This window comes from Ornithinimicrobium pratense (assembly GCF_008843165.1).
GTDB classification, from domain to species: Bacteria; Actinomycetota; Actinomycetes; order Actinomycetales; family Dermatophilaceae; genus Ornithinicoccus; species Ornithinicoccus pratensis.
Genome location: NZ_CP044427.1, coordinates 3,150,620 through 3,175,975, shown reverse-complemented (window position 1 = coordinate 3,175,975; position 25,356 = coordinate 3,150,620). Strand labels below are relative to the sequence as shown.

The 25,356-nt window shown below is 66.7% G+C and carries 17 protein-coding genes and 3 pseudogenes; 10 read left to right on the top strand and 10 right to left on the bottom strand.

Annotation, left to right across the window (positions count from 1 at the left end):
- Positions 1–9 precede the first annotated feature (9 nt).
- Positions 10–984: a glycosyltransferase gene (locus FY030_RS14640; protein ID WP_192498634.1), complete on the bottom strand. Its 975-nt coding sequence runs from the start codon at positions 982–984 to the stop codon at positions 10–12.
- A gap of 234 nt (positions 985–1,218) precedes the next feature.
- On the opposite strand from FY030_RS14640, the gene rfbF reads away from it, so the two are divergent.
- From rfbF to FY030_RS14610, 6 genes are read left to right on the top strand one after another with little or no spacing between them, the layout of a single operon-like run.
- Positions 1,219–1,992: a glucose-1-phosphate cytidylyltransferase gene (rfbF, locus tag FY030_RS14635; RefSeq protein WP_158062262.1), complete on the top strand. Its 774-nt coding sequence runs from the start codon at positions 1,219–1,221 to the stop codon at positions 1,990–1,992.
- A gap of 2 nt (positions 1,993–1,994) precedes the next feature.
- Positions 1,995–3,023: an NAD-dependent epimerase/dehydratase family protein gene (locus tag FY030_RS14630; protein ID WP_158062261.1), complete on the top strand. Its 1,029-nt coding sequence runs from the start codon at positions 1,995–1,997 to the stop codon at positions 3,021–3,023.
- Entirely contained in the window at positions 3,020–3,562 is a 543-nt protein-coding gene (rfbC, locus tag FY030_RS14625) for a dTDP-4-dehydrorhamnose 3,5-epimerase (protein WP_158062260.1), read from the top strand. The genes FY030_RS14630 and rfbC overlap by 4 nt, the downstream gene beginning before the upstream one ends.
- Positions 3,559–4,866: an NAD(P)H-dependent oxidoreductase gene (locus FY030_RS14620; RefSeq protein WP_158062259.1), complete on the top strand. Its 1,308-nt coding sequence runs from the start codon at positions 3,559–3,561 to the stop codon at positions 4,864–4,866. The genes rfbC and FY030_RS14620 overlap by 4 nt, the downstream gene beginning before the upstream one ends.
- Positions 4,863–6,089, top strand: coding sequence for an L-2-hydroxyglutarate oxidase (lhgO, locus tag FY030_RS14615; RefSeq protein ID WP_158062258.1), 1,227 nt, complete (start codon positions 4,863–4,865; stop codon positions 6,087–6,089). Before FY030_RS14620 ends, lhgO begins: the two co-directional genes overlap by 4 nt.
- Positions 6,090–6,097: 8 nt before the next feature.
- Positions 6,098–6,688 carry a phosphatase PAP2 family protein gene (locus tag FY030_RS14610; protein WP_158062257.1) on the top strand — a complete coding sequence of 197 codons (591 nt, stop codon included), beginning with the start codon at positions 6,098–6,100 and terminating at the stop codon, positions 6,686–6,688.
- Here the strand turns inward: FY030_RS14610 and FY030_RS14605 are convergent.
- The gene (locus FY030_RS14605; protein WP_158062256.1) at positions 6,637–8,424 is read right to left on the bottom strand and encodes a VWA domain-containing protein; all 1,788 of its coding nucleotides are present in this window, start codon (positions 8,422–8,424) and stop codon (positions 6,637–6,639) included. The genes FY030_RS14610 and FY030_RS14605 overlap by 52 nt on opposite strands.
- Before the next feature lie 608 nt (positions 8,425–9,032).
- Between FY030_RS14605 and wecC the strand changes: the two genes are divergently transcribed.
- Positions 9,033–10,280, top strand: coding sequence for a UDP-N-acetyl-D-mannosamine dehydrogenase (gene wecC, locus FY030_RS14600; RefSeq protein WP_158062255.1), 1,248 nt, complete (start codon positions 9,033–9,035; stop codon positions 10,278–10,280).
- A gap of 30 nt (positions 10,281–10,310) precedes the next feature.
- Here wecC and wecB (FY030_RS14595) read toward each other — a convergent pair.
- From wecB (FY030_RS14595) to FY030_RS14580, 4 genes and pseudogenes are all read right to left on the bottom strand, one after another.
- Positions 10,311–11,315: pseudogene (gene wecB / locus FY030_RS14595) on the bottom strand (non-hydrolyzing UDP-N-acetylglucosamine 2-epimerase); the annotation flags it as partial.
- Positions 11,316–11,391: 76 nt separating this feature from the next.
- Complete coding sequence (locus tag FY030_RS14590) at positions 11,392–11,955, bottom strand: arsenate reductase/protein-tyrosine-phosphatase family protein (protein ID WP_158062254.1); 564 nt, start codon at positions 11,953–11,955, stop codon at positions 11,392–11,394.
- Positions 11,956–11,991: 36 nt separating this feature from the next.
- Positions 11,992–12,606: a hypothetical protein gene (locus FY030_RS14585; protein WP_158062253.1), complete on the bottom strand. Its 615-nt coding sequence runs from the start codon at positions 12,604–12,606 to the stop codon at positions 11,992–11,994.
- 258 nt (positions 12,607–12,864) lie between these two features.
- The gene (locus FY030_RS14580) at positions 12,865–14,319 is read right to left on the bottom strand and encodes a tyrosine-protein kinase domain-containing protein (protein WP_192498633.1); all 1,455 of its coding nucleotides are present in this window, start codon (positions 14,317–14,319) and stop codon (positions 12,865–12,867) included.
- On the opposite strand from FY030_RS14580, the gene FY030_RS16460 reads away from it, so the two are divergent.
- Positions 14,302–14,832, top strand: coding sequence for a hypothetical protein (locus FY030_RS16460; protein WP_192498632.1), 531 nt, complete (start codon positions 14,302–14,304; stop codon positions 14,830–14,832). The genes FY030_RS14580 and FY030_RS16460 overlap by 18 nt on opposite strands.
- A gap of 12 nt (positions 14,833–14,844) precedes the next feature.
- A pseudogene (locus tag FY030_RS17385) lies at positions 14,845–15,318 on the top strand (tyrosine-type recombinase/integrase); the annotation flags it as partial.
- Positions 15,319–16,105: 787 nt separating this feature from the next.
- On the opposite strand, the gene FY030_RS14565 reads toward FY030_RS17385, so the two are convergent.
- The 3 genes and pseudogenes from FY030_RS14565 to FY030_RS14555 all read right to left on the bottom strand — a co-directional run bounded on the left by FY030_RS14565 (position 16,106) and on the right by FY030_RS14555 (position 21,945).
- Positions 16,106–17,271, bottom strand: a protein-coding gene (locus FY030_RS14565) for an IS3 family transposase (protein WP_420371864.1) whose coding sequence is annotated in 2 segments (ribosomal slippage) — positions 16,106–16,984 and positions 16,987–17,271 — 1,164 coding nt in all. Because the reading frame shifts where the segments join, the coding sequence is not laid out codon by codon here.
- 2,028 nt (positions 17,272–19,299) lie between these two features.
- A pseudogene (locus FY030_RS14560) lies at positions 19,300–20,606 on the bottom strand (IS30 family transposase).
- Between the two features lie 118 nt (positions 20,607–20,724).
- Positions 20,725–21,945, bottom strand: coding sequence for an O-antigen ligase family protein (locus FY030_RS14555; protein WP_158062250.1), 1,221 nt, complete (start codon positions 21,943–21,945; stop codon positions 20,725–20,727).
- A gap of 783 nt (positions 21,946–22,728) precedes the next feature.
- Here FY030_RS14555 and FY030_RS14550 point away from each other — a divergent pair.
- Positions 22,729–24,063 carry an ISL3 family transposase gene (locus tag FY030_RS14550; protein ID WP_420371863.1) on the top strand — a complete coding sequence of 445 codons (1,335 nt, stop codon included), beginning with the start codon at positions 22,729–22,731 and terminating at the stop codon, positions 24,061–24,063.
- Between the two features lie 85 nt (positions 24,064–24,148).
- Here the strand turns inward: FY030_RS14550 and wecB (FY030_RS14545) are convergent, their stop codons facing one another.
- Complete coding sequence (gene wecB, locus FY030_RS14545; protein ID WP_158062249.1) at positions 24,149–25,279, bottom strand: non-hydrolyzing UDP-N-acetylglucosamine 2-epimerase; 1,131 nt, start codon at positions 25,277–25,279, stop codon at positions 24,149–24,151.
- Positions 25,280–25,356: the final 77 nt, after the last annotated feature.

Below are 25,356 nucleotides of genomic sequence, written 5' to 3'. Positions count from 1 at the left end.
AGGCGACCCTCAACTTTCTCCGGTTTTCAGTGTGAACTCAGCGGCAGAGCCGCGCTCGACGCGCCGGGAGAGTGCCTCCCACACATGCTCCGGGCGGAGGTCGTCGGGGTCGGCCGTCACGGCCAGTCCTCGTGCGCTCAGCTCGTCGGCGATGAGCAACTGGTGGTCGTCGACATGCTCGCCCTTGGCGCTGGACCGGGGGAGGAACAGTGGGACGCGGCCCGCGTCGAGGATCTGCAGGGCAGACCCCGTGCCTGCATGAGCGATCACCAGGTCCGCCTGCGCGATCGCGACCCGCAACCGCTCGGCGGAAACCGTCGAACAGACCTCTCCCGGCAGAGCTTCCGCCTGCGCCATACCGATCTGCCACAACACATCGACATTCGTCTCCCCGAGTTGCTCCAGCACCCGACGGACCGCCTGAACGGCGCGGTCGAAGGGGTACTGATTCAACGTTCCCAAGGTCACCACGACGCGTCTAGGTGGCGCCTGCTCCCGGCCCGATGGGCGAGCAGTAAAACCGTCGAAGACCGACCCACGGTAGGACCACACCTCGTCAGCCCAGCGAGAGTACTGCGTGTAGAGACGCACCCTCGGGAAGCGTCGGACGATGCGGCCGGTGAGGCTGGGGCCATCGGTCCGGGCGGCGCTTTCGATGTAGTGCGCCTCCAACCCGGACAGCCGCGCACCCAGCAAGAACGGAACGGCAACCGCGGAGCCGGTGGAGATGACGTCCGTGACCCGTTCGCCTCGCATGAGTCGTACCGCTGGGAACAGTGCACGGGCTGCCGAGCGCCCAGCACGGGGTGGGACCCGAGGGACGAAACGGACGTCGTGTCCCGCGAGAAGGCTTCTAGATTGGTCAGTCTCCGAGGTGACGAAGATCAGGGAGTCGAACTGTGGTCGAAGACGCGGCGCGATCCGGACGAGCTGGTCGAGGTGACCGCCGCTCTCGGCCACGAGCAGGGCTTTGCGGCGGGCCATGGCTATTCCTTCATTACGATCGTCTCGCAGACACTGAGCGGCGATCCGCGTGCTGGACGGCGCCTCGCCCATCATCCATGTGCGAGGCGCTTCCAGCAACTACCACGTGCGGGGCGCTCCCGGCAACCGCCGGAATTCTGCGGGGATCCGCCGCAGGAGTCCATGGCGCGCTATGCTCCGCACACGTGACAGCACCCCCGGGGAGCGGGGTGCTCCCGAGCGCAAGGATGGCGCATGAAAGCAGTAATACTGGCCGGCGGGTTAGGCACGCGTCTCAGCGAAGAGACCGCACTCAGGCCCAAACCCATGGTGGAGATCGGCGGCCTCCCGATCCTCTGGCACATCATGAAGACGTATGCCGCGCACGGCATCGAGGACTTCATCGTGTGCTGCGGTTACAAGGGGACCGTCATCAAGGACTGGTTCGTCAACTACCGGCGCCGGATGTCCGACCTGACCATTGACCTGGCCAAGGATGAGATCACGGTGCACACCCCCCACATGGAGCCGTGGCGGGTCACCCTGGTGGACACCGGTGCTGAGACCATGACCGGAGGTCGGCTGGCCAGGGTCCGTGACCACATTGGGCAGGAGACCTTCTGCTTGACCTACGGTGACGGGGTCTGCGACGTCGACCTCACCGCGGAGATTGCCTTCCACCGCGAGGCCGGGATGCTCGCCACCATGCTCGCGGTGCAGCCACCGGGCCGGTTCGGCGCGCTCGTTCTGGGCGCCGACGAGACCGAGGTCAGCCAGTTTCAGGAGAAGCCAGACGGCGATGGCGCCTGGATCAACGGCGGTTATTTCGTCCTGGAGCCTGGGGTCATCGACTTCATCGACGGCGATGACACGGTCTGGGAGCAGGGGCCCCTCCGAGCCATCGCGCAGGCGGGACAGTTGAGTGCCTACAAGCACACCGGCTTCTGGCAGCCGATGGACACCCTGCGTGACAAGAACCTGCTCGAAGGACTCTGGGCGTCTGGCAAGGCGCCCTGGAAGGTGTGGTGAGTATGAAGATCCTGGTCACCGGGACAGACGGCTACCTGGGATGCCTGCTGGCACCGGCCCTCCGGGCTGACGGGCATGAGGTGATCGGCCTCGACACCGGTTTCTACCGAAACGGCTGGCTCTACAACGGGGTCCCCAGCACCCCGTTCACCCTGGACAAGGACATGCGCGACCTCACCCCGGACGACCTGGAAGGTGTCGACGCGGTGGTGGCCATGGCAGAGCTGTCGAACGACCCCACCGGAGACCTCGTGGGGCCCATCACCTTCGACATCAACCACAGAGGCTCGGCGCACGTGGCGCAGACGGCCAAGGAAGCCGGTGTCTCCCGGTTCGTCTACATGAGCAGCTGCTCGGTCTATGGCGTGGCTGACGGCTGGGTCGACGAGACGTCCCCGATCGACCCGCAGACGGCCTACGCCGAGTGCAAGGCCCTCACCGAGAACGACCTGCACGAGCTGGCCGACGACCACTTCCACCCCACGTCGCTGCGCAACGCGACGGCCTTCGGCGCCTCCCCGCGGCAGCGCTTCGACATCGTGCTCAACAACCTGTGCGGGCTGGCGTGGGTGGAGAAGAACATCGCAATGACCTCGGACGGCACCCCATGGCGGCCCATGGTCCACGCCCTGGACATCGCCAAGGCGATCCGGACCGTGCTGACCGCGGACGTCGACACTGTGCACGACGGCGTCTTCAACGTCGGGTCCAACGACAACAACTACACCGTCCGGCAGATCGCCGAGACGGTCGCGGCGGAGTTTCCAGACTGTGCGTTGACCTTCGGGCCCCCCGGGCAGGACAACCGGTCCTACCGGGTCAACTTCGACAAGATCCACGACGAGCTGGGCTTCTCCTGCGACTGGGACCTGGCCCGCGGCGCCCGCCAGCTGCACCAGGTCTTCGAGCTCATCGACCTGGACCGCGAGACCTTCTACGGTCGTGGGCACACTAGGCTCAAGCAGATCCAGCACCTCCTCGACACCGGTCAGGTGGACGGCTCACTGTTCTGGAAGGAACCGGCAGTATGAAGTTCATTCCCACCGAGGTCGACGGCTGCATGATCGTCGAGCTGGAGCAGCGTGCAGACCACCGCGGCTTCTTCGCCCGCGCCTTCTGCACCGACGAGTTCGCCGCCCACGGCCTGGACACCCAGGTCGTGCAGGCCAACCTCTCGTTCAACCACAAGGCAGGCACACTCCGCGGCATGCATCGCCAGATCCCGCCCCACGCCGAGGGCAAGCTGGTGCGTTGCATCCGCGGGGCGATCATCGACGTGGCCCTGGATCTTCGGGAGGACAGCCCCACCTTCGGCAGGCAGGCCATGGTCGAGTTGAGCGCCGACAACCGGCGCGCTCTGTGGGTCCCGCCCTATGTCGCGCACGGTTATCAGACCCTCGGCGACGACACCGAGGTCCTTTACCAGGTCTCCGGCCCTTACGCCCCCGAGGGGGAGCGTGGCCAGCGCTACGACGACCCGGCCTTCGGCCTGCAGTGGCCGCACGAGGTGACGGTCATCTCGGAGAAGGACCGCAGCTGGCCCGACTGGGACGGGAAGCCGATCGCGTGATCATCACCGACACTCTGCTCGCCCGCCGCGCGGATGAGGGCGCTCCGGTGCGGGTCGGCCTCGCCGGCTCCGGCTTCATGGCGACCGGGCTGATGAACCACATCGTCAACACCGTCCCGGGGATGGAGATCGCCGCGGTCTACGCGCGCCGCCCGGAGCAGGCGCTCGCCTCCCTGGCCAAGGCCGGCCTCCGCGAGGACCAGCTGGTGCGGGCCGACGAGCCGCGGCAGGTCGACGAGGCAGTCGCGGCAGGCAACGTCGGGATCACCACCAGCATCGAGGCGCTCACCCGGGCCGACTCGGTGGACGTGGTCGTGGACTGCACCGGTGCCGTGGAGTTTGGCGCGCACCTGGCGCTCGCGACGCTCGAGGGCGGCAAGCACCTGGTCCTGCTGAACGCCGAGGTCGACGCGACCATCGGCGCCGCCCTGAACCCCCGGTTCGAGGCGGCCGGGCTGGTCTACACGGGATGCGACGGCGACCAGCCCGGCGTGCAGATGAACCTCATCCGGTTCGTCCGCGGGCTAGGTCTGCGCCCCCTGGTGGCCGGCAACATCAAGGGCCTGCAGGACCCCTACCGCACCCCCACCACCCAGGAGGGGTTTGCCCGCAAGTGGGGCCAGGACCCGCACATGGTGACCAGCTTCGCCGACGGCACCAAGGTGTCGGTGGAGCAGGCGCTGGTCGCCAACGCGGCGGGCTTCTCCGTCCACCGTCGCGGTCTGCTGCAGCGCGACCACCGTGGTCATGTGGACGAGCTGACCCAGATGTATGACGTGGATGAGCTGCGCGAGCTCGGCGGCGCGGTCGACTACGTCGTCGGCGCCCAGCCCGGGCCCGGGGTCTACGTCCTCGCCGAGCACGACGACCCGGCGCAGCGGCACTACCTCAACCTCTACAAGCTGGGGGAGGGGCCGCTGTACAGCTTCTACACCCCATACCACCTGTGCCACTTCGAGGTGCCGAACACCGTCGCGCGCGCTGCCCTGCTCGGGGACGCGACGATCAAGCCGCTGCCGGGTCCGCCGCACGTCGACGTCGTGACCGTGGCCAAGCGGGACCTGAAGGCGGGGGAGACCCTGGACGCGCTGGGTGGCTACACCTACTACGGCGAGTGCGAGCGGGCCAGCACCGTGCAGCAGGAGCGGCTGCTGCCGGTCGGCCTGGCGGAGGGGTGCGTCCTGACGCGCGACGTCGCCCAGGACGAGGTGATCGGGTATGCGGACGTGACCGTCCCGGAGGGCAGGCTCGCCGACCGGCTGCGCGCCGAGGTGGACGCGCTCTTCGAGCAGGCGTCTCGGTGAGCGTCGCGTCGGCGCACGACGTCGTGGTGATCGGCGGTGGCATCGTCGGGCTCTCGACGGCCATGACGCTGCTGCAGCAGCGGCCCGGGCTCGACGTGCTGGTCGTGGAGAAGGAGCAGTCGCTGGGCCGGCACCAGACGGGGCACAACAGCGGAGTGATCCACGCCGGCGTCTACTACACGCCTGGTTCGCTCAAGGCGCGGCTGTGCACCGCGGGCGCCCGGGCCACGCAGGAGTTCTGCGACGAGCATGACGTGCCGTACCGCACCGTCGGCAAGCTGATCGTGGCCACCGACGACGCTGAGCTGGCCCGCATGGACGCGCTCTACGAGCGAGCCACCGCCAACGGTCTGGCGCTGGAGCGGGTGGACGCCGCCGAGCTGCATCGTCGTGAGCCGCACATCACCGGCGTCGGCGCCCTCTGGTCGCCCGGCACCGGGATCGTGGACTACACGCAAGTCTGTCAGGCGATGGCCCGGGAGATCGCGCGGCTGGGTGGGCAGGTCCAACTGGGCACGCGGGTCACCGCCATCACCGAGTCTCTCAGCGAGGTGCGGATCGACGTCGCCAGCCCAGGGGGTGAGCCCGACGGCCCGGTCTACGGTCGCACGCTGGTGGTGTGCGCCGGCATCCAGGCCGACCGGCTCGCCCGGCTGGCCGGCATCGACAGCGATGTGCGGATAGTCCCCTTCCGGGGGGAGTACTACCGGCTCCCTCCCTCGCGCAACGGCATCGTGAGCACGCTGATCTACCCCGTGCCGGACCCTGCGCTGCCCTTCCTGGGCGTGCACCTGACCCTGATGATGGACGGCGGCATCACCGTCGGACCCAACGCCGTGCTGGGCCTGTCGCGTGAGGGTTATCCCAAGCTGTCGGTCAACCCGCAGGACGCCGCCGACATCGTGCGCTTCCCGGGCTTCTGGCGCTTCGTGAAGGGGCATGTGCGCAGCGGTCTGGTCGAGCAGTGGAACTCGCTCTACCGCCCGGGTTACCTGGCCCTGGTGCGCAAGTACTGCCCCAGCCTGACCCTGGACGATCTCGGCCCGGAAGAGGCTGGCATCCGGGCGCAGGCGATCCGTGCGGACGGCAGCATGGTCGAGGACTTCCTGGTCATCAACACAGACCGGATGGTGCACGTCCTCAACGCACCCTCCCCGGCCGCCACCTCCGCGCTGCCCATCGGGGCCATGATCGCGGAACGGGTGGGTTCCCCGTCCAGGTAGGGCACCCGGTGCGGATCGGGTGGGGGTATGTCGTCAGCGGCGTCCTCGGGCTGCTGGGCATCTACCTGGCCGCGGTCTGGACGACCACGGGGCAGCGGGTGGACGACGCGCTCACTGCGAGGGTCCGAGCCGGCGAAGATGTCGCTCCCCTTCTCCTTGAAGTGGTGCACCTGATCGGGCCGATGACGATGGTCTCTGTCGTGGCCCTGGTGGTCGTCGCTGGACTATTCACCCGCGGGTGGCGTGCGGCGCTGGCCGCGAGCGCCGGCGTGGCAGTGTGCTTGATCACCCCGCAGGTGCTCAAGGCGGTGCTACCCCGCCCGGAGCTGGCTGTCTCGTGGCCGCTGCCGAACACCTTGCCGAGCGGGCACACCGCGGCCGTGATCGCCGTGGTCGTGGCGCTCCTGGTCCTGGCCCCGCAGTCGCTCCGCCTCCCCGTGCTCCTGGCAGGGGTGGTCGCGGCGACAGTGATGGGCTACCTCATGGTGGCCCTTCCCCATCACCGGGTAAGTGACGTCATCGCCTCCGGCGCGGTCGGAATCACGGGCTACGGCGTCGCGCTGCTGGTGCGCTGGGCAACGACCTCGACGAAGACCTGAGGCAGGTCACGCGGGTCGCGCAGCACGATGGACACACCACCGGCTGCGGACGCCAACCGGTCCAGGGCGGCTTCGTTCACCTCCGGCCCCATCCCGATCAGGACGACGGTGACCGGGCGGTCCCCGGCTGCGTGCGCCGCGGACAGCAGCTCGACGACCTCGTCCGCGGTCAGGCCCCCGGTGGTGTCGTTGTTCTTGCCGTCGGTGAGGAGCAGCACGGAGCTCACCGCCTCGGGCGTCCACTCCTCCTGCATCTTCTGGTAGGCCGCCCACAGCGTGTCGTGGAGTCCAGTGTCGCCGGTGAGCGTGTCCACCCCGAGCTCGTCGGTCACGGACATCAGCAGCTCCCGCTGCGTGCCGCCGTCGACCCGCTCGCCCAGCGGCCGCAGCGGGGCGACCTCGGTCCAGTCCTGCGTGCCCTCAAGTGCGGTGGCGAAGTACCAGACCCCGACCGCGGTCCGTGGGGGAATGGTCTGCAGGGCCGCCTGGGCCGCCTCGCGGGTCAGGTCCACCCGGGTGGTGTCACCGACTTCCTCGGTCATCGACAGCGAGATGTCAATGGCTGTCAGGATGCGCGACTGCCGGGAGATGGCCGCCCACGTCTGGGCCGTCAGCGGCACGGTCGCTGGGTCGACCTCGGTAGCGGTGGCCGGGACGTCGTCGGGCACCCCTTCCACCTCAGGTGCCGGCCCTGAGGTGCCAGGCCGCAGCCACAGCTCCTGCAGGTCCGCGGCCGCGTCCGACGATGTGAGCTGCTCCTCCAGCGCGTCGACGCCCTCCTCCGAGCCGTCGCCCACCCGGACGAACGGGATCTGCACCTGACCGAGCCCGTCCGCCAGGGCCAGTCCCGCCACCTCGCGGCCGGCTTCCTGGGCAGCACCCAGCTGACGCTCGGTGGCCGGGACCACCGTGGTCGGGTCGGCCACGAGCGCCGTCAACGGGTCGTCCGGGATCGACGTGTGCGCCAGCAGCACTAGCATCCCCCGCTGCGGGCTGTCCTGCTCGGTCCAGCCGCCGGTCTGGCTCCCCGTGGTCGACAGCAGGGACATCGTCGCCGCGTCGGACCGCGGGTCACCGATGCGCATCTCGAAGGGTGCCTGCTCCCCGGCCGCTCTGCTCTCCTGGACCTGCTGCACGACCTGTGCCCAGCTGGTCTCCGGTCCGATGCCCATCTGTTCCAAGGCGCTGATCACTGGTGGCGCCCCGGCGAGCAGGACCGGGGACGAGGCGATGGTCTCACCGACCTGCAGCTGGACCCCGTCCTGCGCGACGAGCCCCGGCCAGGCGGCCGAGCCGGGGATCCACACGTCTGGCCTTTCACCGCCGCGCAGCGCGGCCTGGGCCGATGCGTCGGCGTGCGGGGCCACCGCGTAGCGGAAGCAGCCGTCGGTCACCCGCTCGGCGGCGGCCTGCACCGCGGGCTCGAGGTGCGGGGCGGTCCAGACCGTGATGGAGACACAGTCCTGCGCGTCATTCGTGGGCGCGGCGGCGGTAGCCGTAGCGGTGGAGGTGCTGTCGTCGGGGGCGTCAACTGTGGGGGCAGCTGACTCGTCGGCCGTGTCCTCGCCGGTCGCCGTGGCCGGCGCGGGGTCAGCAACCGCATTGGGGGCGGGGTCGGTTCCGGAGCGCAAGAGGCCGAAGAGGATCAGCCCGTTTACGACGACGAGCAGCGCGACGATTGCGATGCTCCATCGCTGACTCGGGCTCCATCTGCCCCAGACTCCCTGCGTGGCCACGAGCGGACGTTAGCCGAGCGGGAAGATTGGCCGCAAGGGTTTCGGAGAAGGCTCGCGAAATGACCTTCTGCTTCTTCCAGTCGGGACCGTCAACTACTACCACGCCGTGATGGTCAACGACTGGAGGACCCCTGATCGGTCTCTGTTGGGGGTGGAGGAGGACTGGCCGCGGGCGTTCGAGCCAATCCCGTCGCTCGAAGGCGTCGTTGCTGAATGACAGCTATCTGTTAGACAGTCCCTTTACGTTCCAGGCGATGGACAGCACAGCGCGTAGGTGGTAATCCCGAGGATGAAGATCCCCAAGATGCTGCTGGTGCCGTACAAGAACCCGGTGGGCTACGCCGTGCCCCCTACAACGACCCCTTCGGCCCCAAGCGACCGCCCAGCAGGTCGGGGTCGACTCCCCAGCCATCACCCCATTGCTGAAGGACACGGTCCGCGCGCGACCTGCCGGACCACGAACAGGAGAAGTTCACGGCCCACCTCAAGGATGCTGGGGATGTGGGGAGTGACTAGCAAGGGTTGCGGGCTGAGTGGCCCATCGCGTGGGCCCCTGAGCCGGTGCCCGCTATAGTCGTGGCGTCTCCGGTCCCGAGCTAGTAGGTGTCATGTCGCAGCGCGTCGCGGTTATCGGTCTGGGCTACATCGGTCTGCCCACGGCGGCCATCCTGGCCAGCCACCAACACCAGGTGACCGGGGTTGATGTCAACCCCAGGCACGTGGAGGCGGTCAATCGGGGGCAGGTTCCGTTCGTCGAGCCCGATCTCGGCACCCACGTCGCCGGCGCCGTCAGCCAGGGCCACCTGAGCGCGCAGGCGGAGACCCCGCAGGCGGACATCTACATCATCGCCGTGCCCACGCCCTTCAAGGACGGCCACCACGCGGACCTGTCCTACATCGATGCCGCGGCCGACGGCCTCATCCCCCACCTGCAGGGCGGTGAGCTGATCATCCTGGAGTCCACCTCCCCACCCGGCACCACCCAGCACTTGGCCGACCGCATCACTGCAGCCCGGCCCGAGCTGACCACCAACGACGCAGGCTCCGAGGCCAACATCGACGTGGCCCACTGCCCCGAGCGGGTGCTGCCCGGCCGGGTGATGATCGAGCTGGTGGAGAACGACCGGATCGTCGGCGGCCTCACCGACCGCGCCGCCGCCCGGGCCAAGGAGCTCTACGCCACCTTCTGCCAGGGCGAGATCTTCCTCACCGACGCCATCACCGCGGAGATGGCCAAGCTCACCGAGAACTCGTTCCGCGACGTCAACATCGCCTTCGCCAACGAGCTGTCGATCATCGCCGAGCGTCTCGGCATCGACGTCTTCGAGCTCATCGAGCTAGCCAACAAGCACCCCCGGGTCAACATCCTTCAGCCCGGCCCAGGCGTCGGGGGACACTGCATCGCGGTCGACCCATGGTTCATCGTCTCCGCCGCCCCCGAGCAGGCCCGGCTGATCCGCACGGCGCGAGAGGTCAACGACGCCAAGCCGGAGTATGTGATCAACCAGGTCCTCGAGCACGTCCAGTCCGAGCCGACCGACGCCGTAGCCGTCCTGGGACTGGCCTTCAAGCCCGACATCGACGACCTGCGCGAGTCCCCGGCCCTGCACATTGCCGAGCAGCTGGCCACCCGGCTCCCGCAGACCCGGCTGCTGGTGGTGGAGCCCAACATCGCGGCCCTCCCCGCCAGCCTGGCCGGCCACGAGCACGTCACCCTGGTCAGCACCTATGCCGAGGCGGTGGAGCAGGCCACCCTCACGGTGCTGCTGGTCGACCACAGGGAGTTCCGCAACCTCGCCACCCAGGTGCCCGAGGGGCACCGGGTCATTGACACCCGCGGCGTCACCCGGAAGTAGTTGACGGCGAGGGGTGTGGCCAGGTTGCCCCGGCAGCCGCTCGCCACCCAGCAGGAGGGCCTCAACGGCGGCGACGCTACGCTCGGCCGCCCGGCCGTCCCCGTAGGGGTTGACGGCGTTGGCCATGGCCTCGTAGGCCTCCGGGTCATCGAGGAGGGTCGAGACCTCCCGGACGATCCGGTCCTCGTCGTTCCAATGAGCCGCACCGTCCCGGCCTCCACGGCCTCCGGACGCTCGGTGTTCTCCCGCATCACCAGCACCGGCTTGCCCAGCGAGGGAGCCTCCTCCTGGACCCCGCCGGAGTCTGTGAGGACGACCGTGGCAGCGGCCATGACGCGGGTGAACTCGCCGTAGGCCAGTGGCTCGGTCACGATGACGTTGGCCAGGCCCTCCAGGGCCGGCAAAACGGGCCTCGCGCACGATCGGGTTGCGGTGGGCGGGCAGGACGACCGTCAGGTCGGGGTATGCTGCCGCGAGCCGTCGAAGAGCCCTGCCGACACCCTCCATGGCCCCCGCCCCAGTTCTCCCGGCTGTGGCTGGTCACCAGGAGAATCCGCCCACCCGCGGCCACCGTCTGCGCGAGCCGCTGGTCCGAGATTGAGGTGTCCTGGTCGACGGCGCGTAGGAGCGCGTCGATGACGGTGTTCCCCGTCACCGCGATGGTGCTCTCCGGTAGCGCCTCGCGCAGCAGGTTGGCCTTGGAGGTGGGGGTGGGGGCCAGGTGCAGGGTGGTGACCTGGGTGGTGATCTTGCGGTTGGCCTCCTCCGGCAAGGGGGACCCGTGGAGGTGTCACCCTGCACGAGCAGCGCGTCGGGCGCTTCCCGCTCCAGGATGGGATCAATCCGGTCGAGGACCTTCACCATGAGCGTGTTGAGGCCCTGACCATGAGCGAAGACGTCAAGGTCGTGGTCGGGCACGATGCCGAAGATCCCGTTGACCTGGTCCAGCATCTCCCGAGGCTGCCCGGTGACGACCGTGACTGAATCGAGGCCGGGGCTGGCCTCCAGTGCCTTAATGACCGGCGCTAGTTTGATCGCCTCAGGCCGGCTCCCGTAGACAGCGCCTAAGGTCGGGGCCCGTGAACAACCATGACGCTCGGCTTCGGTGCCGTCATGGAGTTAGTACGCGCGTGATCGCATCGATCGCCGGCACGAGCTGCCGGCGCATCTCTTCGTAGGCCTCGGCGGGTTGGCGGTACGGGTCGACGATGTCCAGCTCCGCCGGGTCCAGCCCAGCCACGTTCCCGCGGTTCGCTGCGGCACACCTCGTCACGGCTTCGATCCGACCTTGGGGGTCGGTGGGTAGTTCCACGGGGTCGAGGCCCTGCACTAGGTGCGCCAGCTCACGGACGGTGAAGCTGCGGCGTAGCGCACGCGGGGCGTGCTGCATGGCGGTATGCCGGTGCTCCCTGGTCGCCGTCAGGATCAGGTCAGCGTCGGCGACCATCTGCGGCTCCAGCCAGCGGGAGAGGAAACCGGCGTGGTCGCCACCGAGGTCAGTCAGAATGCGCGCCGACTGCTCGTCCATCGCCGCGTCGACCAACGCGCCTGTCCCTGCGGAGTGCACTTGCACCACCCCGGGCCCGTAGGCCTCGTCCAGGCGCCGCTGCAGCAGCCGCTCGATGAGGGGGGACCGGCAGACGTTGCCGGTGCAGACGGTGAGGATAGAGGCCATGGCCCCAGGATAGTCAGCCGTGATCAGCCGCCCGGGTCAGCCTTCCTGCTCCGCACTGTCCGTCAGCGTGGTGTGGAAGGTGAGAGCCCACTCTTCGGCGGAGGGGTCGATGATGCCCGTGTCCCGGAGGTCGATGAGCGCCACCCGCGCGGAGTTCTCCTCAGCCCAGCTCGAGAGGTCGTCCCCGACCCCCGGGCTGTAAAGCCCCTCAGGAGCGATGGTCAACAGGACCGGGACGTCGGGGAGCTCGTCCAGCAGGGCGTCCATCTCGGCGGCTACGTCCTCGCCTTCGCTGGCCTGGCCCAGGCTGATGAGCACGGCGTTTGGATCGTTGGCCTCGCCCTGGAAGCGGTCCAGGCGTTCCCGCGCATCCGCGATCGTGCTCTCAGTCCGGCTCGCGCTCCAGACCGTCAGTGCAGGCCCGTCACCGCCGGACAAGACGATAGGCAGGTTGTAGGTCATGTCCTCGGCTTCGCCCCAGTGGCGAATGCCGACGGGCCGCTGCTGGGCGAGGATCCCGGCCCACTGCTGCAGCCATTGCCAGTCCATGTTGCTGTAGCCGTCACCGATGACCTGCAGAGAAACACCGTTCCCGGCCAGCGCGTCCAGCCAGTCCTGCGTCGTGAGTGCCACCGGCTCAGGCCCTGTCATGTCCTCCTCCACCGGTGATGCCGATTCAGTGACCTGCTCGTCATCGGCTCCCTCCAAGGGCGAGGTCGTGACCGCCACATCGTCTTCGCCATGGGCCACCACCGGCGGCGCGGTCACAACGGGTGGCGGGCCACCACCATCCTTTAGCGAGGGGTGAGGCTGGCTGACCACCCAAACGGCATAACCCGACGCGCCTACCGCAAGAACAGCGAGAGTACTCAGCAGGCCGTTCTGCGAGCGACCGGAAAGGGCCACAGGTCAGTCGCTTCCGCTGCGGAACTTGGCGCGGCCAACGTGCTTGCGCTGACCCTTCGGAGCGCCCGGGAGCTGGGGCGCGTACGCCTCGTAGGAGTAGCTGTAAGCATCAGGGCCCTTAATTGGGACTCGGTTCAGGACTGTTCCGAGCACCCTACTCTCCACCCGATTCAGGTGGCCCAGAGCGCGTTCTAACTGCTCGCGCCGTACCAAGCCGGTACCCACCACGACGATGGTGCCGTCCACAAGCGTGGAAAGAACAGCCGCGTCAGTGACCGCAAGCAGAGGAGGGGCGTCGATAACGACGTAGTCGAACTTGCCGCTCAAGCGATCTAGGAGCCGCCTCATAGCGTCTGAGCCAAGCAACTCGCTGGGGTTGGGCGGGATAGGGCCACATCCTAAGACCCTCAGGCCATCGCCGAAGTCCTGTAGAACATCCTCTAGCTCTGCCCTGCCGACCAGCACATCGGTCAGGCCCACGGAACTGACCAGACCCATGTACTCAAGCAACCGAGGCCGACGCAGGTCCCCCTCGATGAGGCATACAGTGGAACCGGTGGCTGCCAACGTCAGGGCCAGGTTGGCTGTCGAGGTGCTCTTGCCTTCACCCGGGATTGTTGAAGTTACGAGGAGGGTACGGGGCTGGTGATCTGGGTCAAGATAGAGCAGGTTGGTGCGCAACGCTCGGAATGCCTCTGACCGACTGCTGTGTGGGTCCAGATGCACCACCAAAGGGTGCTTTGCAGCATCTTTGTCATAGTGAACAGCGCCCAGCGTAGGCGCGTCGCTGACGCGGCGGACATCCTCCTCCCCGCGTACGCGGGTGTCGATAACGTGACGCAATGCGGATAAGCCCAGCCCAAGCAACAGGCCCAGCGTCAAAGATAGCGATAGGTTCTGAACTACATTAGGGCTTGCCGGGTCATTCGAGGCAGTAGCCGGCCTGACGATGCTGGCGCTTACTGGACTTTCCCCCGTTCCAGTTCGCTCAAGATCCTGTATAGTATCCGCGAATTGTCCAGCCACGGCGTTTGCGAGATTCGCTGCAGCGCCGGGGTTAGCATCGGTAACGGTGATCTGGATCAGCACTGTATTAGGTGGGACAGTAGCGCTGACCTGGCTTGCCAAGGCCCTCGATGAAGTGTCCAGTCCCAGTTGTTCGATCACTGGATCAAGCACTATCGGCGTGGTCACAATGTCCGCGTACGTAGCCACCTGACGCTGCGTGAAAGACCCACCTTGCACTAGGTCAGTCACAGTGTCTCCTCCAGCAGTCGAGACGAACAACTCCGCCTCGGCACGGTATTGGCGCGTCGTAAGAGCAGTCAGCGTTGCCCCCAGCAGGAGAGCAACAAGAGTAGTAGTTGCGACCAGACGCCAACTGCGCTGGACGATGTGTAAGTAGTCAGATAGTTTCACGTGGGTCCTGAGGTGCAGGCGATGGGCAAACGACGTCATCATACCCGGTTGGGCCTGCGGCTGAGGCCGCGTTCTTCCTCGACGACCCGCCGCCCCCGGTCCAGGCCCCTGCCCCGCTTCATCCCCGAGTTTGTCATGGGCCACCTCGAAGACCCCGACAACCTCGCCCAGCTGCCTGATCAGACCACAGTGCACCTGCTCGTGGTTCTCCAGGAGGCCGGGCTGCGCGCTCGGGAGCTGCATCTGGAGTTCAACCCCATCATCGTCGACAGCGCCGGCTGGCCGTGCCTGAAGTACTACACCAAGATGTCCACCGAGCAGCTCGTGCCGCTTCGCAGCGAGCTGTCGAGGCGATCCGCGCCCGGCAGGACCACATGCACGATCGGTGGCCCGGCGGCGGCTTCACCTGCCGTTTCCCTCACCGGTCGCCAACCCCGACGGGACCCGGCCGTTCAGAGGAGGCACCCTCGAGGGCGCCTGGTTGAATGGGAGCACGACATTGGCCTGCACGACGAGACCGGTTGGCCCGCGCGCGTCACCGCGCACCAATAGCGGCACACCCCGGGCACCCGGCTGATCAACGCCGGTGTGCCCCAGCACGTGGTGCAGAAGATGCTCCGGCACGCCTCTCCGCAGATGACCGCGCGCTACGCGACCATCCACGACGCCACCGTTCCGGCCGCCTTCGACGGCTACCAGCAACGCCGCGTCGACATAGAGGTCCACAACGTTCCCTTCGCCCCCGACGCACCCGGCCGAGGCCGAGTGGATCCAGCACAACCTCGCCCGCGTTCAGGCCACCCTGCCCAACGAGTACTGCGCCGCCCGCCGCAGCAGGAGTGCCCCCACCTGAATACCTGCCTGACCTGCCCGACTTCAGACCACCCCAACCTTCTTGCCCATCCACCGCCGCCAGCGCGACGACACCCGCGAACTCATCGACCTGGTCAAGGGGCGCGGCAACGTCCGCTTGGCCGACAACCACCGCAAGGTCGCCGACCACCTCGACCAGACCATCACCGCCTTGGAAACCGTTGAAACCCGGGGGGCCACCAGCGAGCACCTCACCTCCGCCACCCGGCGCCGCGCGCCTAGAACACCCGTGCCCCGAGGCGCTACGCCGCCTCCACCGCGACGGCACCCCCATCACCTACACCGCCGTCACCCAGGCCGCTGGCGTCTCCCGAGCGCTGCCGTACCGCGACCCCGAGCTACGCGAGACCATCAGCAAGCTCCGCCAGAACCCCACCTTTGCGCCCCGACTACCGATCTCTCAGCGCAGTCACAAGCCTCTCGCGACGAGTTCATGGCCAACCTGCGCAAACGAGATCAAGACGCCCCGAGTGGGAGAGAGCCGAGCCCAGCGGGGACGGCTCTTCCAGTTCCTCGGCGTACACCGAAACAGCACCTGACTTCTGCGCCGGTAACATGTCGCCGACATACAACTCCATCAACGACGCGGCCCACACCCACCCACGCTCCAGGTAATCGTCAACGGTCGACTCGAGCATCTTGGCGGCTCAGCCTCGGCTTTCGCAACCTCACCAACTACATCGCCCGAGCACCGCTCGAGGCCGGCGGCTTCCGCCACGACTACACGTCGCATTCCCAACCACCCGTTTACTGCCAAGCCTAACGTCGACGATCCTTGACGGCTGCGCAGACTAGGCGTCGCCGGCCCCCATTACACCGATCGCCTCAGACTTCCGCAACGGCTCCTAACGACGCTTCCGCACTACGGGGTCGCGGCTCCGACTACCTTCGTGCGTGTGTCGTTGCACGCGCCAAGAAAGGGACTGCTGCACGGATAGGTGACAGTGGTTAGTCACGCAGCCAGGGTGGCTGGTGTGGTCATGATGGTCTCGTACTCGATGGGGGTCAACCGGCCCAGAGCGTCCTGGCGTCGGCGGCGGTGGTAGGTGCGCTCGATCCAGGTGACGATCGCGATCCGTAGCTCCTGGCGAGTGGTCCAGGTGCGGCGATCCAGAACGTTCTTCTGCAGCAGGGCGAAGAAGGACTCCATGGCCGCGTTGTCACCGGCCGCACCGACCTTGCCCATGGATCCGACCATGCCGTGACCGTTCAGCGCACGCACGAACTTCCGGCTACGAAATTGCGACCCTCGATCGGTGTGAACCACGCAGCCGACCACCTCACCACGCCGTGCGACGGCGCTGTTGAGCGCGGCAACAGCGATCCTGGATTTCATCCGGGAGTCGATGGAGTAGCCCACGATCCGGTTGGAGTAGGCGTCCTTGATGGCGCACAGGTAGAGCTTGCCCTCGCCTGTGCGGTGCTCGGTGATGTCGGCCAGCCACAGCTGGTTGGGGGCCTGCGCGGTGAAGTCGCGCTGCACCAGGTCCTCGTGGACCGGTGGCCCGGGCTTCTTACCGTTCTTGCCGCGCTTCTTCCCGAACGCGCTCCACCAGCCGTTGGCTGAGCACAGCCGCCACGCGGTCCGCGCGCACATGCCCTGGCCGGCGTCGCGGGCCTCGTCGGCCAGGTACCGGTACCCGAACTCGGGATCGTCGACGTGGGCGTCGAACAGGGCGTTGGCGCGGTAGGCGGCCGCCAGCTCGGTGTCGGTGACCGGGTTGGTCAGCCACCGGTAGTAGGGCTGGCGAGCGAGGTTGAGCACCCGGCACGTCACCGTGACGGGGATCCCGTCACCGGCGAGCTCACGGACGAGCGGGTACATCATTTTCCCGGCAGGTTGGCCTGGGACAGGTAGGCCGCCGCACGGCGCAGAACCTCGTTCTCCTGCTCCAACAACCGGATCCGCCTCTTGGCCTCGCGTAGCTCGGCCGAGGCAACCGCGGCACCACCGGGCCGTTCACCATCCTCCTCCTCGGCCTTCTTCATCCACGAATAAAGCGTGGTGAAGTGGATCCCGAAGTCCTTGGCGATCTGGTCCAGTCCGACACCCGGCTCACGGTTTCGAGCGACCCGGACCACGTCGTCGCGGAACTCCTGGGGATAGGGCTTGGTCACGGTGAACATCCTTCCAGCCCAGCCCGAAGACTAGGCAGCTCAGGTGTCATCTATCCGTGCAGCAGTCCCAAATAGTATTGCAATACACTCGCTACGGATCTGGCATAGACCAACCGGAGTCTACTGGCGCATATGGTGGAGATCAGAGACTGTCATGGCAGAGCAACCCCTCGGGACTCTGTCGAACTGCATCTTCACCGCTCAATGACACGCATCGAGCCGATACGCTTCAAGTCAAGGAGTCAGCCTGTCCGTAGCGATCGGGCCGTCCAGCGCGCCTGATTCAGGGCTCGGGTCTGTGAACCGTCGATACCCAGCGTCCCAGGAGGACCCCGCAACCCGCGGGACCACCAAGCACTCAGCGCGAGGGTCGGAGCCGCTACACTGTCACAGACGTCAGAGTCGGCCGCGGGCAGATGGCCGATGCGTCGTCTACTTAACGAGAAGTCGCGGTTTTTCGGGAAGACGGGGAATCTGCGGGAGTGTGCCACTGCGGTGAGGCATACCAAACGCAGGCGGGAGTACGCCGATGTCGTGCCTTCCTTCTCCCAGCGCGCATAGGCCGACCCGAAGTCGAAGGACCGGAGCCATGCACGTTGAATCAGCGTGCGCAAAGATTCGGAGTCCCGCTCCATGCAAGCAGGGGCGTTTCTGGGCTTCATTGCAAGCCTTCGTCGTGTATCTGGATTGGAGTTGCTATTATGCTCGGACTTATACGCCGTTTCGCGCAGAGAGACAATGCGCTCACGCTTGGCTCTTCGTTGCTGTCCAGCGTGACAAATGCGGGCGCGGTGCTAGCCGGCGGCGCGCTTCTCCAGGCCGACGAGCTAGGTGTCTTCTCTCTTGTAGTAATGCTCGCACTCCTGGCGTCTACATTGATCAACGCCTTCACGGGTGAGGTGCTTCTGGGGACCGCTGCTGGCCCGTCTGACGTACAGGCGGCCCAATCCGCGACCTGGCTTTTGCTCCTGGGTGGAATCACGTTGGCCTTGCCGGTAGCGGTGTATGGCGTAGTGGCAGAGCGTTTCAGTGTAGGCTTGGTATTAGCGTCCGCGGTGACCGTGATATTTGTAACGCTCCACGCCTTTGCTCGCTGCGTCGCGTTCGCGCAGCACGATGCGATGGCAGCCGTAATTCTAGACGCCTTTTGGGCTGGGATTCTAGTATCCGGGTACGCTATTGCGGTAGCGTTGCCCAGTCTCAGGTCGTCCGCAGTATTGCTCCTGATATGGGGTTTCGGGGCAGCGGTGGCGGTGATCGGAAAGTCGGGCCGGTTGGTTCTTCGTCCAACTAGGCCGCAACGTTCCGTCGATTGGTTTCGGCAATACGGGTGGTTTGGCGGCAGTTTAGCCTATGGTGCGGCTGCGGAAACTGGAACACGCAATCTCGTAGTAGCCCTGGCCACTCCCGTGGCTGGGTTAGCGGCTGTAGGTGGCTTGCGTTTCATGCAGACAGCGCTCGGGTTGTCTACCGTCTTCTTCTCGGCCGCGCGCAGTCGCGCTTTGCCTCACTTGGCCAAGCAAAATAATGTGAATGGTCTCAAGCGGCGTCTTGCCGTAATGTCGGCGTTATTAGCGCTCGTTCCCATCTTGGCGGGTTTCGCGTTTGTGCTGTGCGTTCCGGTACTAGGGCTGGTGATTAACGAACAAACCCTTGCGGTGGCAACGTCGCTTGTTGTCCCTGTGGTGGTTGCATACGTAGGGTCCGCGCTAACACAGGGGCCGCAGGTCGGCCTAAGGTATCTTGGCGCAGCTAGGCCGTTGGTTGTTGTGCGAACTGCTAGTGGCCTCCTTGTCCTAATTGTCTGCCTTGCGCTCTTGCCCGTGGGGGGATTCTTGGGTTGGCCTGGGGTCTTGCGAGTGCGAATGTGCTAAGCGCTGTCATTTGGTGGGGCATATTCGCTCGCTTTCTTATTAGGCCAGGCAAGTAAGCCGGCTCTTCCCAGTTGCGGTGGGGGGGAATGGTTGAGTCCTCCGCCGACCAGGAGCATGCGGAGCCTGTAGTTGCTCCGGTTCTTGAAGCCTCTGGCTAGGCGGCGGTGCAGCTCGCGGGGGTTGCCCAGTCCAGGGTCTGCGAGGTCGGGTGTTGAGGGTGTGGGCGTCGGCGTGGAGCTCGTCCTCGTCGTAGCGGGCCAGGTCGGTGCCTTTGGGGAAGTACTGACGCAGCAGCCCGTTGGTGTTCTCGTTCGTCCCGCTGCCAGGCGGGTGCGGATCGCAGAAGAACACGTCCAGTCCGGTGCTGATCGCCAGCTGAGCGTGCTGCGCCATCTCGCTGCCCTGGTCCCAGGTCAGTGAGGAGCGCAGGCGCTGCGGCAGGGAGGCGATTTGGCGGCGATGGCGTCCCGGACGGCCAGCGCGCCGTGCCCGGCCAGCGGCCGCCCGTTCTTGACCTGGGTCCGACGCAGTGGCCCTCCAACCGTGGCAGGTGCAGCAGCATCGTGTATCGGGTGGTGCGCTCCACCAGGGTGCCGCGGCCGACTGTCTAGGCCGATGATCAGATCGCCTCCCCAATGCCGCGGGACGGCCCGGTCGGCCACCTCGGCCGGACGCGCGGAGATACCACCTGGTCGGTGACGGAACTTCTTGCCCTTGGCTCGGTGCGCAGGCACGCGATCAGCTCGCGGCGCAGGGCACCGCGGCCCTGCCGTACAACGACTGGTAGATGGTCTCGTGGCTGGCCCGCATGGACTCATCGTCGGGGAAGTTGCTCCGCAACCGGTGACTGATCTGCTCGGGGGACCAGGCCGCGCTCCAGCGTCGGTCAGCACGGCGCTCATGCCGACGCGACTTCCATGGCAGGTCCGGGCCTGGGATCCGCCGCCCTTGGGCGTCGGTGACCAGCCCGGCCAGACGCTCCTGCACGTAGGCGCGCAGCCGGGCGTTCAGAGCAAGCTTGGCCTTCTTGGGCCGTGGGGTGGCCAGCTCGATCTTCCTCCGCGCGACGCCGCCCCGATAGGCCGCTGCCCGGCCCGGCCCGGGTCGCGCTGTCGCGGCGCAGCTCACGCGAGATCGTGCCCGGGTGCCGTCCCAGGGCGCGGGCGACCTGGCGCACCCCCTGGTCCTGGGCAGTGAGGATGGCGATTTTCTCGTGCTCGGTCAACCAGAGGTACCGGCCAGTGAATTCGTCAAACTCAGCGGGGGCATACCGCCACCGTGGCGGAACCAACGGGCTCCGACCGGCGCCGACATGCCACCCGTGACAGCGCCCTCGTCACTGCTCACGCCTTTGGCGATCAGCCGCCAGAATGCCCGCTCCACCGCACGGGCCGGTTGCGGGCGTCCTGGGGAACGCAGCCGGGTCCGGATCGCTCGGTCCGCGTCCTGTTGCCCCTGCACGGGCCTGTCCCTCGGGTTTCGCCACCTGACCAGATGCATCGCCCGAGCACTACTCGAGGCCGGCGAATTCAAGTCCAGTTCTGGACCCTGGATTGTGAAGAGCCAGATCATCGGGAGTTTAGCGGCGACCACCCGACACGATGTGCGACCTTGGGCCAAGGCGGCGTGGAGCGTTATCGGTGTTCGGACCAAGTTCTCCATTTGGCTCAGGGTCAACAACGCGTCGGCTCAATGACTCTGCCCCAAAAATGAGAAAGAGCCAGATGAAGCGTGAGTCATACCATGTACCCGAGAACATCGATGCGACTATCAACAATATAGCAGCGCACGCGAAAAGTGAATGACGGCCGCCACGCAGGGACCACGCACTTCGAAGACCCACAAGAAGGAGGGCCAGCAGTGTCAATCCAGCGAGTAATCCCGCCTCGGCGAAAGTTTGCAAGATCAGATTGTGCGGATGCTGAAGTCCATAACGATATCCCGCCTCCCCCCAGTATCCATCCAGCCCCACGCCGATAAGGGAGTTTTCCGCCCACAATTCTAGTACTTGAGACAGGATCACGTCTCGCCCCGCGCTGTAGCCGGAGGCGATGGTGTCGACGAACCGAACTTCAACCCATTGTTCCACGCGCGGCCACACCACTAGGTAGATGACGGCAATAACTAATGTAAGACCTAGAAGCGTGTTGCGACGCTCGTTGCGAGTCCTTCCTGACAGCCCTAGCGCGATTATGACGGCGCCGGCGACGGCAATGGCCAGCGTGCCGCCACGTGAGCCGGAGAGGACTGCGGCTGCCAGGAACACGGGCACGGTCCAGATGACCCACTTACGGCCGCCCCACGCGAGCGCCACCGCCGCGATTGCACCGAGTCCAACGACACGGACGAAGACGTTCGGGCCCATGCCGAACGCGGATCGCCGGCCTTGGAGGTCGATATCGCCGCCGACACCAGTGAGGGCGGCGGAAGCGAACAGAATGCCTATAAGCCAAGTGAGGCCCCAGATCGATGCTATCGCTCTGTCGGGAAGCCGTGGCGCCACCCAGGCGGCGCATACCGTTAAGACCATCAGATAAACTAAATCAACCAAGAAGCGGCCCGGGCGGGCGTCGAGGGGCGCCCAATATGCCGACAGTGCGACAAGTCCAACCCACGTGACGAACCAGGGCAGGCCAGACCAGACCCGCCCCCGGGGCGGGAGGACAGTAAGGGCCAGTGAGCCAACCATCACCGCGGAAGTGCCAAGCAACCGTAGGGGCATTCCAGCTATGACCGTCTCTCCGGCAAGGAGAGTCACGTATAAGACCGTTACGAACGTGACCGGCACGACGATTGGCATGCGTCCAGATCCCACCCCCGCACCATACTCTGGCTCGGTTCAAACGCAAACATCGGGCTGTGTCCACCGTTGTGGACGATCCATTCCGACGGCAGTAGTTGCGAGGGTGTGTCGACTCCTGGGGCTTGGGGTTCGATGCGGCTCCCGCCCGCGAGCACTGCATTGAAGAGCCACCTCGTGGGGTCCCCCACCCTGGACGCTCCGTCGGTTTTGCTGCGGTCCTCCCACCCTAGTAGGGCTCCTACGAGCATGAGCCAGGGCGACACTCCCGCACTCGCCTTGGCGGTAACGGGATCAAGCGCCTGACCGTCGCGAACGTCACCAGCCTCGGCAATCAATTGCATGCGCAAGCGGCTAGGGCAGCGTCGGCCCGCTGACGACCTGGGCCGAGCTGATGTGGTCAATCTGCAGAAACGGCCGCCCCCGCTGGTGCACAAGCGGCACCGCCGTTTCGCCCGAACCGGTCCGCGGTTGGTGCACGAATGAAGCCTCCAAGAATGGCTCAAGGCAAGAGCAACCTGGCGACGCCTATCCGCGGGTCAGTCTGGGGGCGGCCACGAATCTCTTGGACCCGTAACTCATTTCTGACCCTGCTGCTGGTCGACCACCGGGAGTTCAGCGACCTCGCCGCGCAGGTGCTCGAGGGACACCGGGTCATCGGGCTCTTCGTCTTTGAGGGTGGGGTGAGGGCGGCGCGCCGACGAGCTGGGTGAGGCCGGGACGGGGTCGAGGTCCCCGATGATCAGAGGACTCTTACCTCACCTGATCGCCAAGGACCTCGACGTGAATCAGCCTACGTCGTGCCGCCGTGCCCTGTGCTCGGACGGCGCGTACTGCAACAACTGCGACCTGCTCGTCGGCCTGGACGGCCTGCACGTGACCGCCATCGACCGAGCGCCGGACCTGCTCACCGTGACGGTGGAGTCCGCGCCGGCGCGGGTCGGGTGCCCGACCTGCGGGACGGTCGCGGAGGCGCACAGCCGGCGGGCGGTGCGGCTCGTCGACGCGCCCTGCTTCGACACCCCGGTCGTGCTCTTGTGGCGCAAGCGAAGGTACCGGTGCCGGGAGGATGCCTGCGCGGTGCGGACGTTCACCGAGCAGGCGCCCGACCTGGCCCGCCCGCGCGGGCTCCTCACCACCCGAGCCGCACGGTGGGCGATCCGGGCGATCCGCTCCGAGCACGCCTCCGTGCAGGGTGTGGCCCGCCAGCTCGGGGTGCGGTGGCGCACCGTCTGGTCGGCGGTCAAGCCCATTCTGGCCGCCGCGGCCGACGACGAGACTCGCTTCGCTGGCGTGTCTACGCTTGGCGTGGATGAGCACGTGTGGCACCACGTCTCCACCAAGGCACCTGAGCACGGCGGTCGCGGGCCGAAAGAGCTGACCGGCATGGTCGACCTCTCAACCGATGAGAACGGGCAGGTCAGGGCACGTCTGCTCGACCTCGTCCAGGGTCGCACTAGGGCCGCCTACGCCAACTGGCTCGAGGAGCGCGGCGAGCACTTCAAGGCCGGTGTCGACGTGGCCACCCTGGATCCGTTCCACGGGTACAAGTCCGCGATCGAGGAGGAGCTGGGCGACGCCACGGCTGTCCTGGACGCGTTCCACGTCGTCGCCCTCGGCACCCGGTGCGTGGACGAGGTCCGCCGTCGGGTGCAGCAGAGCACCACCGGGCACCGCGGCCGCAAGGGCGACCCCCTCTACGGGATCCAGAACATCCTGCGCGCCGGAGCGGAGAACCTCACCGACAAGCAACGCGCCCGCATCGAGCGGGCGTTCGCAGCGAACGAGACCCACGAAGCGGTCGACCTGACCTGGCAGTGCGCCCAGCAGCTGCGCACCGCCTACAAGCACGCCGACAAGACCGAGGGCCGCAAGATCGCTGAGCGCATCGTCGCCACGTTCCCCTCCTGCCCGATCCCCGAGATCGCCCGCCTCGGCCGGACCCTGCGCAAGTGGAAAGAAGCGTTCCTGGCCTACTTCACCACCGGCGCGACCAATGGCGGCACCGAGGCGATCAACGGCCTCATCGAGCTCCACCGACGCATCGCCCGCGGACTCACCAACTTCGAGAACTACCGCCTGCGCATGCTCCTCATCGGCGGAGGGCTGAACCTATGACCCCACCCTCAAAGACGAAGAGCCGGTCATCGACACCCGCGGAGTCACCCGGCGGTAGGTCCCGCCGGCGCCGGCGCCGGCGGCGTCAGCCGGTGAAGTCCGGCAGGCGCTCGCTCCCCAACAGCAGGCTCTCGATCGCGGCCACGCTCCGCTCGGCTGCGCCGCCGTCCCCGTAGGGGTTGACCGCGTTGGCCATGGCCGCGTAGGCGTCGGCGTCGTCCAGGAGGGTGGAGACCTCGTCCACGATCCGCTGTTCGGCGGTGCCGATAAGCCGGACCGTCCCGGCCTCGACCGCCTCTGGTCGCTCGGTGTTCTCCCGCATGACCAGCACCGGTTTACCCAGCGACGGCGCTTCCTCCTGCACCCCGCCGGAGTCGGTGAGCACCACGGTCGAGGCAGCCATCACCCGTGTGAACTCGCCGTAGGCCAGCGGCTCCGTCACGATGACGTTGCCCAAGCCCTTCAGGTGGGGGAGGACCGCCTCGCGCACGATCGGGTTGCGGTGGGCAGGCAGCACGACGGTCACGTCCGGGTATGCCGTGGCCAGCCGCCGCAGGGCCCGTCCGACCCCCTCCATGGCGCCGCCCCAGTTCTCTCGGCGGTGGCTCGTGACCAGCAGGATGCGCCCGCCTGCAGCGACTGTCTCAGCGAGCCGGTCGTCGGTGACAGGGGTCTGTCGGTCCACCGTGTGCAGGAGTGCGTCGATGACGGTGTTGCCGGTCACCGCGATCGTCGACTCCGCCACGGCCTCCCGCAACAGGTTGGCCTTCGAGGTCGGGGTAGGTGCCAGATGCAGCGTCGTCACCTGAGTGGTGATCTTGCGGTTGGCCTCCTCAGGGAAGGGGGACCACAGGTCGCCGCTGCGCAGACCGGCTTCCAGGTGGATCACCCGGATCTGCCGGTTGAAGGCGGCGACGGCTGCGGTTGCGACCGTGGAGGTGTCACCCTGCACGAGCAGCGCGTCGGGGGCCTCCCGCTCCAGGATGGGATCAATCCGGTCGAGGACCTTCGCCATGAGCGTGTTGAGGCCCTGACCATGAGCGAAGACGTCAAGGTCGTGGTCGGGCACGATGCCGAAGATCCCGTTGACCTGGTCCAGCATCTCCCGATGCTGCCCGGTGACGACCGTGACTGAATCGAGGCCGGGGCTGGCCTCCAATGCCTTAATGACCGGCGCTAGTTTGATCGCCTCAGGCCGGGTCCCGTAAACAACCATGACGCGTACAGTTTTAACCATTGAGTACACTCCTGCGAAAGTTGCGAGGTGGTAAGGTTGGTAAGTCATCAGTACAA